Source organism: Devosia sp. (genome assembly GCF_036406155.1).
In the GTDB taxonomy this organism is placed as follows: Bacteria; Pseudomonadota; Alphaproteobacteria; order Rhizobiales; family Devosiaceae; genus Devosia_A.
On the sequence record NZ_DASWVV010000086.1, the window covers coordinates 1 to 10477 of the forward strand.

At 67.9% G+C, this 10477-nt stretch carries 11 protein-coding genes; 1 reads left to right on the forward strand and 10 read right to left on the reverse strand.

Features of this window, described 5'->3' with window-relative positions; translation table 11 throughout:
• From VGD93_RS05450 to VGD93_RS05480, 7 genes are all read right to left on the reverse strand, one after another.
• The coding region (locus VGD93_RS05450) for a hypothetical protein (RefSeq protein WP_395009973.1) at nt 1-482 on the reverse strand (482 nt) is incomplete at its 3' end.
• Nucleotides 483-789: 307 nt separating this feature from the next.
• Nucleotides 790-2193 carry an adenosylhomocysteinase gene (ahcY, locus tag VGD93_RS05455; protein ID WP_395009975.1) on the reverse strand — a complete coding sequence of 468 codons (1404 nt, stop codon included), beginning with the start codon at nt 2191-2193 and terminating at the stop codon, nt 790-792.
• Between the two features lie 134 nt (nt 2194-2327).
• Nucleotides 2328-2642, reverse strand: coding sequence for an HPr family phosphocarrier protein (locus VGD93_RS05460; RefSeq protein WP_395009977.1), 315 nt, complete (start codon nt 2640-2642; stop codon nt 2328-2330).
• Between the two features lie 23 nt (nt 2643-2665).
• Entirely contained in the window at nt 2666-3064 is a 399-nt protein-coding gene (locus VGD93_RS05465) for a PTS sugar transporter subunit IIA (RefSeq protein WP_395009979.1), read from the reverse strand.
• Between the two features lie 67 nt (nt 3065-3131).
• Nucleotides 3132-3617 (reverse strand): HPr kinase/phosphorylase, encoded by a 486-nt coding sequence (locus tag VGD93_RS05470; protein ID WP_395009981.1) that lies wholly within the window; start codon nt 3615-3617, stop codon nt 3132-3134.
• Nucleotides 3614-5410: a stimulus-sensing domain-containing protein gene (locus VGD93_RS05475; RefSeq protein ID WP_395009982.1), complete on the reverse strand. Its 1797-nt coding sequence runs from the start codon at nt 5408-5410 to the stop codon at nt 3614-3616. Before VGD93_RS05475 ends, VGD93_RS05470 begins: the two co-directional genes overlap by 4 nt.
• Before the next feature lie 7 nt (nt 5411-5417).
• Nucleotides 5418-6134 carry a response regulator gene (locus VGD93_RS05480; RefSeq protein ID WP_395009984.1) on the reverse strand — a complete coding sequence of 239 codons (717 nt, stop codon included), beginning with the start codon at nt 6132-6134 and terminating at the stop codon, nt 5418-5420.
• Nucleotides 6135-6364: 230 nt separating this feature from the next.
• On the opposite strand from VGD93_RS05480, the gene pckA reads away from it, so the two are divergent.
• A complete protein-coding gene (pckA, locus tag VGD93_RS05485) occupies nt 6365-7921 on the forward strand; it encodes a phosphoenolpyruvate carboxykinase (ATP) (RefSeq protein WP_395009986.1) in 1557 nt (518 codons plus the stop codon).
• 123 nt (nt 7922-8044) lie between these two features.
• Here pckA and VGD93_RS05490 read toward each other — a convergent pair whose 3' ends face one another.
• From VGD93_RS05490 to VGD93_RS05500, 3 genes are all read right to left on the reverse strand, one after another.
• Entirely contained in the window at nt 8045-8851 is an 807-nt protein-coding gene (locus tag VGD93_RS05490; RefSeq protein ID WP_395009988.1) for a cell wall hydrolase, read from the reverse strand.
• A 413-nt stretch (nt 8852-9264) separates the two neighbouring features.
• The gene (locus tag VGD93_RS05495) at nt 9265-9933 is read right to left on the reverse strand and encodes an HAD family hydrolase (RefSeq protein ID WP_395009989.1); all 669 of its coding nucleotides are present in this window, start codon (nt 9931-9933) and stop codon (nt 9265-9267) included.
• Between the two features lie 65 nt (nt 9934-9998).
• On the reverse strand, nt 9999-10477 hold a 479-nt coding region (locus VGD93_RS05500), incomplete at its 5' end, for an ABC transporter permease (RefSeq protein WP_395009991.1).

The window sequence follows — 10477 nt, forward strand, 5'->3', positions numbered from 1 at the left end:
CTGAGATCGAAACCGCGGCCTTCGACGCGCAGCGCCTCGAGCGCCGCGGCGAGGCGCTGCGCCTCGCCGTCGGGGAGCCATAGCGGGAAATCCAGCACCGCTTCGGGACGCTGCCCGGGCGGCAGGACGGCGGCGGCCATGCCCAGGACTTTCGGGCCCTCCGCGCCGTCCGTCCACAGGACGGTGATCTCGCGGGTGCCGGCGAGCAGCGCCTCGTATTCATCGACCAGCGCCCGCAGATGCGCGATCTGGCCGGTGGCGCGGACGCCGTCCGCCCTACTGTCCCCCAGCACGCGGCGCAGGAGCGTCACGGCGAGCAGCGCGAAAGCCCCGGCGCCGAGCGCGATGGTGAGGGGGACGGCGCCCACGACCATGTTGGAGGTGAGGTTCTGGGCCAGGGCGGGGCTGGTGCCGAGAAGGGTGGCGGCGCTCGTCGCGCAGCCCCCGAATCCCCAGCGAACCCGGATCCTGTCCGGCCCCATGCCCTGCCCCTCTGTTGAACTCGCGTGCCGGCGGGCGCCCGCCGGGCGGACCGCTTCGACCCCGTACTTGCCGCGCAACGGCGCACCGCAGCTTCTGCCGCGGCCGGGTGGGCGTGACCCCCGCCCCCCGAATCACTCCACCATACCGACCCGGGGAATCTGGAAAAAGAGTCTTAATGAGCCTGGGGATAGCGCTTGAAGGCGGTTGGGCGCTTGACCGGAGTCCGAACAGTGAACAAATGGTTAACGCGAACGCGACGAAATCGCGGCCCGGATCACGAAATGGCTGTCGGAGGTGCCGCCCGCTTCAGTACCGGTATTGTTCGGCCTTGAACGGGCCCTCGGGCGACACGCCGATATAGTCGGCCTGGGCCCTGGTGAGCCTCGTCAGCGTGGCGCCGAGCTTGGCCAGGTGCAGCGACGCGACCTTTTCGTCGAGATGCTTGGGGAGCACGTGCACGCGCTTCTCGAGGTGCTTGCCGTTGGTCCACAATTCGATCTGCGCCAGCGTCTGGTTGGAGAAACTGGCGCTCATCACGAAGCTCGGGTGCCCGGTGGCATTGCCGAGGTTGACCAGCCGGCCCTCCGAGAGCAGCACGATGCGCTTGCCCGAGGGCAGTTCGATGAGGTCGACCTGCGGCTTGACGTTGGTCCACTTGAAGTTGCGCAGCGCCGCCACCTGGATCTCGTTGTCGAAGTGGCCGATGTTGCAGACGATGGCCATGTCCTTCATCTGGCGGACGTGGTCGACGGTGACCACGTCCTTGTTGCCGGTGGCGGTGACGACGATGTCGGCGCGGTGCGCGGCGTCCTCCAGCGTCACCACCTCGAACCCGTCCATGGCCGCCTGCAGGGCGCAGATCGGGTCGACCTCGGTGACCAGCACACGGGCCCCGGCGCCCTTGAGCGACTGCGCCGAGCCCTTGCCGACGTCGCCGTAGCCGCACACGATCGCCACCTTGCCGGCCAGCATCACGTCGGTACCGCGGCGGATGGCGTCGACGAGGCTCTCGCGCGTGCCATATTTGTTGTCGAACTTGGACTTGGTCACGGAATCGTTGACGTTGATCGCCGGGAACGGCAACTCGCCGCGCTCCTGCAGCTGGTAGAGCCGCATGACGCCGGTGGTCGTCTCCTCGGAGACACCGCGGATATTGGCGCGCACCTTCGAATAGAAGCCGGGGTCGCGGGCCAGCCGATTGCGGATGGTGGAAAAGAAGATCTCCTCTTCCTCGTTGCCGGGCTTGTCGAGGATGGCGGGGTCGCTCTCCGCCTTCGCCCCGGTCAGCACCAGCATGGTGGCGTCGCCGCCGTCATCGAGGATCATGTTGGCGGTCTCGCCATGGCCCCAGTCGATGATGCGGTCGGTGAAGGCCCAGTACTCCTCGAGCGTCTCGCCCTTGTGGGCGAAGACCGGGATGCCGGCGGCGGCAATGGCGGCGGCGGCGTGGTCCTGCGTCGAGAAGATGTTGCACGAAGCCCAGCGCACCTGCGCGCCCAAAGCCACCAGCGTTTCGATCAGCACCGCGGTCTGGATGGTCATGTGCAGCGAGCCGGCGATGCGGGCGCCGGCGAGCGGCTGCTTGCCCGCATATTCCTCGCGGATGGCCATCAGGCCGGGCATCTCGATCTCGGCCATGCCGATTTCCTTGCGGCCGAAATCGGCAAGGGCGATGTCTTTGACGGCATAGCCGGTGTTGCTGGCATCCATGGCAGCGGTCTCCGCGAAATCCGGGTTTGCCGCCTTATACGCAACGGGCGACGCGCCGGCAACCGGGATATAAAGACCTCTTTATATCCTTCGCGGGAAAGAGGGCAGCGAACGCAGGCGTCCGGCCCTGCTGGTCAGAGCGCGGCGGCGCCCTCGCTGTCCTCGTCGAAGCCGGAATTGACCAGCGCGGTGATGGCGTCGAGCGCCTCGCGCGCCTGGCGGCCGGTGGCCTGGACGAGGATGGTGGAGCCGGGGCCGGCGCCGAGCATCATGAGCCCCATGATCGAGTTGCCGGCGACCGAAGTGCCGTCGCGCACGACGTGGATTTCGGCGTCGAAACACTCGGCGGTGCGCACGAAGCGGGCCGACGCCCGGGCGTGCAGGCCCTTGCGGTTGACGATGGTCAGCTGTTGCGCCAGCGCGCGTCCCGGATTGGCCGCCGAGTTCATGTCTTAAATAAGCACCATTCAGGTCAGGCGCCAAGCGCCTCGCTGGCGATGGTGATGTACTTGCGGCCGGCCTCGGCCGCCTCCTTGATGGCCTGCTTGATGGGCAGGTCGACGCGTACGCGGGCGAGCTTGACCAGCATTGGCAGGTTGACCCCGCAGATGACCTCGACGTCGCGGTTCTGCATGGCCGAGATGGCCAGGTTGGAGGGCGTGCCGCCGAACATGTCGGTGAGGATCACGACGCCTTGACCCTGGTCGGCGGCATCGATGCAGCGCAGGATGTCGTTGCGCCGCTCCTCCATGTCGTCATCGGGGCCGATGGCGACGGTCTCCACCACGTCCTGCGGGCCAACGACATGCTCGAGCGCTGCCTTGAACTCCACGGCGAGGGCGCCGTGCGTCACCAGAACCATGCCGATCATCGATATTCCCCAAAAGGCAAGCCCCGGATGGCAGGACGGCCAAGTCTTGCCCCGCGAGCATTGGCGTTCAAGTCAATTCTCGCCCGGCCGGGCGGTTCCCGGGGGATAGCCGACGAAGGGCCTCCCGGACAAGCACAAGCTGGTGCCGCGGATCGGCAACGCCGTCCTTCGGCACCGGGCAACGGGCCAGGTGCAGGCCCAGCAGTTCGGTGCCGAATTCGCTCTCCTCCGGCATGCGCACCAAAGTCTCGACGAGGTCGACGACGAGGTGGAGCGGCGCCTCGGCCACGAACGGCCGCGGCACGAGGCCGCGTCCCCTGAGCTCGATCAGGCCCTCGATGGAGCGGGGCGGGCGCATGACGATGGCACCGCCGCGCACGCACAGATCGACGCGATCGTCGGCAACGAGGCTGGCAGGCAGGCGGCGCAGGTCCCACTCATCGAGCAGGGCCAGCGCCAGCAGCGACTTGCCGGAGCCGGACGGCCCGCGCAGCAGCAGGCCGGCATCTCCCAGCACGAGGCCGGTGGCGTGGACGTTGAGGGGTTCGCTCACTTGCGCGCACGCGGCTCCGCCGCGCGCCGCAGCGTCACCTTGAAGACGGCACCGGAGCGGTCGGTGCGGTTCTCGGCGGCGATCGTGCCCTTGTGCGCTTCGACGATCTGGCGCGAGATGGACAGGCCGAGGCCGGAATGGTCGCCGAAATGTTCGCCGTCGGGGCGGTCGGTGTAGAAGCGCTGGAAGATGCGGGTGATGTCGCCGCGGATCCCCGGCCCCTCGTCGCTGACGGTCACGGTGATCTTGTCCTCGCTGGTGACGATGGCGACCCGCACGGTGCCACCCTCGGGCGAGAATGACACGGCGTTGTCGATGAGGTTGTTGAACACCTGCGCGAGGCGGCTGTCGTGGCCCATGGTGATGGGCGCCGGCCGGCCGCGCCGCTCGAGCACGACGCTGACATTGCGGGCTGCGGCCAGGTCCCTGTGGATCGATACCATGGTCTCGCACAGCTTTTCGACGTCGATGCGCTCGGCGTGCTGGCGCGCCAGTTCGGCGTCGAGCCGGCTGGCATTGGAGATGTCGGAGATCAGCCGGTCGAGCCGGCGCACGTCGTGCTGGATGATGGCATTGAGACGCTCGCGATCCTCGGCGCGCGTGGTGCGCGGCAGCGTCTCGACCGCCGAGCGCAGCGAAGTCAGTGGATTCTTGAGTTCGTGCGCGACGTCGGCGGCGAAGCGCTCGATGGCCTCGATGCGATTGTAGAGCGCCGAGGTCATGGCGCGCAGCGCCTTGCTCAGGTGCCCCACTTCGTCGCTGCGGTCGGAGAAATCGGGAATTTCGGCGCGGCTGTTCATCGAACTCTGCACCTCTTCGGCCGCGGCCGAGAGCCGGCGGAGCGGACCGGCGATGGTGCTGGCGAGGAGCAGCGACAGGATGATGGTGACGGAGGCGGCGACCAGCGCGATGCGCAGGACCCCCCAACGCTCGGCCGTGTCGATCTGGTCGATCTCGCCCGGCTGCGTGGACAGCAGCAGCACGCCGATGGTGGCGCGCACGCGCTGCACCGGCACCGCCACCGAGACCACGAGCTGGTGCTGGGAATTGACGCGCACGATGGCGGTCGGCGCGCCGCCCAGCGCGGCGGCGACTTCCGGGTATTTCTTGCCCTCGTCGGCGCCGTATTCCTGGTATTGCGGGAAATCCTCGCCCGGCAGCCAGGCCATCAGGGTCTTCCACCAGTCGAACAGGAAGAAGCCGGAATTGTCCTGTGGCCTGGTGATGCGCCGCAGCACCTCGCCGCGCGCGTAGATGTTGGCGCTGTCGAGGATGAGCAGGCCATCCTTGTCGTAGATGCGGGCGCGCGTGCGCGTGGGGGTGACGAGGTTGCGCAGCAGCGGCGCCACGCGCTCGGGGTTGATGGGGAACTCGAGGTTGGGGTCGAAGAAGCTCAGCGAGGACAGCGGTTCGCCGCTCTGCAGGCCGAGCAGCCGGTCGGGATTGATGGTGATGACGTCGGAACTGGCGGTGGCCGAGGCGGCGATGGCGGCGGCGATGATCTCGCCCTGCACCCTGAGACTCTGCACGCGCGCGTCGATCAGGCCGGTGCGCCACTGGTTGAGGAACAGGACGCCGAACACCAGGACGGCCAACCCGGCGAGGTTGAGCACGATGATGCGCTTGGCGAGGCTCGAAAAGACCGCGACCTCGAGCCCGCGGCGGACGCCACGCCAGACAAGACGCAGCGCCCCGAGCGCACCGGTGCCGAGCCTGGCCAGCCACGACGGGCGCGGACGCGCCCGGCTCGACGCCTTCTCGTCCACCGTCAGCTCGTTTCCGGTGATGGCCACCTGCCTGCTATTGCTCCTTGAAGCGGTACCCCACGCCGTACAGCGTCTCGATCATCTCGAACTCGTCGTCGACCGCCTTGAACTTCTTGCGCAGCCGCTTGATGTGGCTGTCGATGGTACGGTCGTCGACATAGACCTGGTCGTCGTAGGCGGCGTCCATCAGCGCGTTGCGGCTCTTGACCACGCCGGGCCTGAGGGCCAGCGCCTGCAGGATCAGGAACTCGGTGACGGTCAGCGTCACTCGCTGGCCCTTCCATGTGCAGGTGTGGCGTTCCTCGTCCATCACCAGGGCGCCGCGCTCGATAAGGGCCTTGCCCGGACCGGGCTCGCCGGCGACGCCGGCCGGCTGGCTCGGGTCGCGCGGGGCGGCCCGGCGCAGGATGGACTTCACCCGCTCGACCAGCAGCCGCTGGCTGAACGGCTTGGTGATGAAATCGTCGGCACCCATCTTGAGGCCGAACAATTCGTCGATCTCCTCGTCCTTGCTGGTCAGAAAGATCACGGGGACGTCGGATTTCTGGCGCAGGCGGCGCAGCAATTCCATGCCGTCCATGCGCGGCATCTTGATGTCGAGGATGGCCAGGTCGGGCCGATCGTTGGTGAGGCCTTCCAGGCCGGAGGCGCCGTCGGTATAGGTGGAGACCGAGTAGCCTTCCGCCTCGAGGGTCAGGGAGACCGAGGTGAGGATATTTCGGTCATCGTCCACCAGGGCGATTTTGGGCATCCAGTTCCCTTTCCTGTGCGCGGCGGCGCGGGGCCGCCGAAATGCGGCGGACTTGACTGCCACAATTGCGCATAAATAAGGCGCATGGGCCGTATATACCAGTCCCCTGGGGCCCCCGGCCCGCTGTCCGACTTCCGTCGTACGACCCTTTGCGGGATGGAAGCCAGCCCGTCTAGCTCCATATGACTTGCGGGCAAGGGCCTTTCTCGCCCTGCCAGGAGCGAAGGACCATGGCCGAATTTGACCATCGATTGCTGAGAAAAACCATCACCGACACCGCTGCGTCGGTGTCGTGGAACGACCGCGCGCCGACGCTCGTGGCCCGGGCGCTGCAGGCGGCAGAGGGCGAACTGACCGCCCACGGGGCGCTGGCCGTGACCACCGGCGTCTATACCGGCCGGTCCGTCAAGGACAAGTTCATCGTCGAGGACGACCTGACCCGCGACCGCGTGTGGTGGGACAATTCGCAGGCGATGAGCCGGGAGAATTTCGACCGGCTGCTGGCCGACTGCATCGCCGCCATGGCCGGCCAGCCGCTGTTCGGGCAGGACCTGGTCGCCGGCGCCGACCCGCGCCACGCCATGCGCGTTACCGTCTTCACGCAGACCGCCTGGCACGCGCTGTTTATCCGCAACCTGCTGATCCGGCCGGAAACCGAGGCAGCGGGCACGCCCGTGACCATCATCCACCTGCCCGACTTCGAGGCCAGCCCGCACCGGCACGGCACCCGGACCGGGACGGTGATCGCGCTCGACATGTCGCGCAACATCGTCATCATCGCCGGCACCGGCTACGCCGGCGAGATCAAGAAGAGCGTGTTCTCGCTGTTCAACTTCCACGCCCCGCTGCAGGACGTGCTGCCCATGCACTGCTCGGCCAATATCGGGCCGGAGGGCGACGTCGCCCTGTTCTTCGGGCTTTCGGGCACCGGCAAAACGACGCTGTCGAACGACCCCAACCGGCCGCTGATCGGCGACGACGAGCACGGCTGGACCGTCGACGGCGTGTTCAACCTCGAAGGCGGCTGCTACGCCAAGACGGTCAAGCTCAGCTCCACCGCCGAGCCCGAGATCCACGCGGCGACGCGCAGCTTCGGCACGGTGCTCGAGAACCTGCTGCTGGACGACGAGAAGCACCCGCTCTACGACGACATCTCGCTGACCGAGAACACGCGCGCCGCCTATGCACTGGAGACGCTGCCGCAGGTCGCCCCCGGCAGCATCGGCGGCATCCCGAGGACGGTGGTGTTCCTCACCGCCGACGCCTTCGGCGTGCTGCCGCCGATCGCACGGCTGACCACGGAACAGGCAGTCTACCATTTCCTCTCGGGTTATACCGCCAAGGTGGCCGGCACCGAGCGCGGCGTGACCGAGCCGCAGGCCACCTTCTCGGCCTGCTTCGGCGCCCCGTTCATGCCGCTGCATCCCACCGTCTACGGCAAGCTGCTCAAGCAGCGGCTTGCCGCCTCCGGCGCCGCCGTCTACCTGCTCAACACGGGCTGGACGGGCGGGCCGTACGGGGTCGGCAAGCGCATCGACATCGCCTCCACCCGCCGCCTGCTCAACGCCGCGCTTTCGGGCGAACTGCTGACGACGCCGACGCGGGTCGACCCGCTGTTCGGGCTGGCCGTCCCGGTGGGCGTGCCGGGCGTCGACTCGGCGCTGCTCGAGCCGCGCCGGACCTGGGCCGATGCCAAGGCCTACGACGAGACGGCGCACAAGCTGCTGGGGCTGTTCGAGAAGAACTACGCCAAGTTCAGCAAGGAGACGGCGGCAGCGGCCGAATAGGCCTACGCCACCGACCTGGGCCACGCGCGGCCGCCGGGACCACCCGGCGGCCGCAATCGTCTCGCCGTTACGTTGCGACCGTTGCGAGGGGCTGCCGCCGGGCGGACCGTGGACCGGAGCGGCTCAGTGCTGGGCGTAGAAGACGTGGGAGCCGATGGCGGCGACGCGCCGGAAGGCGTACGACCATTTCGGGGCCACGGCCGTCGTGTGATAGAACAGCACGGAATTGGGCAGGACCCCGGGGCGACGGCCCTGCTGGTACTCGTAGAAGGCGGTCTCGGCCAGCTGCATCGAGTGGTTCCAGGCCGTCCGTTCCTTGCCGAAGTCCGACCGCCCGTCACAGGCGAAGGTGAACTGACACTTGTAGCGGCCCTTGTCGGCGTTCTGGAAGACCACGCCGCAGATGCTGGACGGATATTTGTCGCTCAGGGCCCGGTTGATGATGACGTTGGCGACCGCCAGCTGGCCGTCGCGCGATTCGCCGCGCGCCTCGTGGTAGATGGCCTGGGCGAGGCAGAGCTTTTCGCCCTCGGCCAGCTTCACCTTCTTGACCGTCGGCACGAACTGCGTCTCGGCATAGGCGCTGAGCACCGCGGCGTTGAGCGCCGGCTGCACCGTGACGTCGACGCGCTCGATGGCTTCCAGGGCACGGTTGCGGCGCTTCTCGATGTAGCTCGACAGCACCGCCTCGGTGAGCTCGGTGCGGGCGGCGGCGACGTCGAAGCCGTCGAACGACTGCAGCGCCTGCTTGCGCGCCACGTAGGCCTCGAGCAGGGCGCTGGTCAGCACCGGCTGGGCGGCGGCGTGGAACTGCTCGCGCTTGAGGGCGACGGTGTGCGACAGCGGGGCGGGCACGACTGCGGCGAAATCGTCGGCGGAGCTCGGCGCCATGGTGACGAACAGCACGAAGACTGCAGCCCCGGCGGCCACGGCGTGCGCCAGCGCACGCCTAGCTTTGGCAAACGGCAATGCCGTCAATCTGCCTACCTTCCCCCGACCCCGCCCCCGTTCAGGCAGCGCCAGCTCAACAGTTGAACCCAGCGGCACCCTAGCCGAGCTTTCCCCGGCTGGGAACCAGAAATTTACAGTTGCTTAACCATGGGCGTTAGCTTGTTAAAGTGAGGTTAACGGCTACCGCCGCGCGGCGAAACGCATGAAATCATTCAGGTTCCTGTTGCGGCAACGAAGCACTAAGCGGCGGCACAACAGTTAATTCAAATGCCATCCGTTGTTTTGCTGCAACGTTGGCAAGATATTGCGCGCGGCGGCAGGGCGGCACGCAGAATCACCCGGCGGCGACGCCGGCGAGGCCGTGGGAGGGGCTGGGGAGGCGCGGCGGGCTGCTAGGGCCGGAACGCGGCGGCGCGCAGGTGATGCAGGCTGTCCATCACCGCCGCGCACAGGCGGGCGATCTCGTCGGACGGGCGCACCAGATCGGGCACCATGACCGTCTGCATGCCGGCGGCGTGCGCCGCCCGCACGCCGGCGTGCGAATCCTCGACGGCAAGGCAGCGCCCGGGGTCGATGCCGATCCGCCGCGCCGCCGTCAGGTAGGGCTCGGGGTGCGGCTTGGGATTGGCGACGTCCTCGCGCGTGACCACGGTGGCGAAATGCTCGAGCAGGCCGGCCGCGCCCAGATGCGCCAGCGCATGCGGCGAGCGCGACGAAGTGGCGACGGCCACCGGGATGCGCCGGGCCCCCAGTTCGGCCAGCAGTTCGTGGACGCCGGCCTTGACCGGCACCGCCGAGGCCATGCGCTCCTTCATGCGGGCACGGCAGTGCTGGTCGAACACGGCATGCGGGAAGCTCACGCCGTAAGCCTCGACCAGAATGCGGCTGCTCGCCTCGTGGCTGGCGCCGACCATGGACAGGTGCACGCGTTCCGTCATCTCGAAGCCGAGCGTGGCGGTGACCTCGTAGACGATGTCGCGGAACACCATTTCGGTGTCCAGCAGCGTGCCGTCCATGTCGAAGACGACGGCGTCGAAAGGGGCGATGTCCGGGGGCGTCATGCCTGCCATATAGGGGCATTCGCCGCGCTCCGCCAGACCGGAGGACCCGCCGGCCCCCACCCCGCTCAGGTCTTGAGCCGGTAGCCCGTGCGGAACATCCAGGCGGCCACCGCCAGGCAGAGAGCGAGGAACCCCAGCGTCATGGCGAGGCTGAGGGCGACGTCGACGTCGGCGATGGAATAGAAGCTCCAGCGGAACAGGCTGACGAGGTAGACGACGGGATTGAACAGGGACACGGTCTGCCAGAACGGCGGCAGGACGCTCAGCGAATAGAAGGTGCCGCCGAGAAAGGTGAGCGGGGTGATGACGAGCAGCGGCACCGTCTGCAGCTGTTCCATGCCCTTGGCCCAGATGCCGATGATGAAGCCGACAAGGCTGAAGGTGACGGCGGTGAGGACCAGGAACAGCAGCATCCACGCGGGGTGGTCGATGCGCAGCGGCACGAAGAAGCCGGCCGTGGCCAGGACCAGCAGGCCCAGGATCAGCGACTTGGTGGCGGCGGCCCCGACATAGCCGGCCACCGTCTCCAGCGAGGAGACCGGCG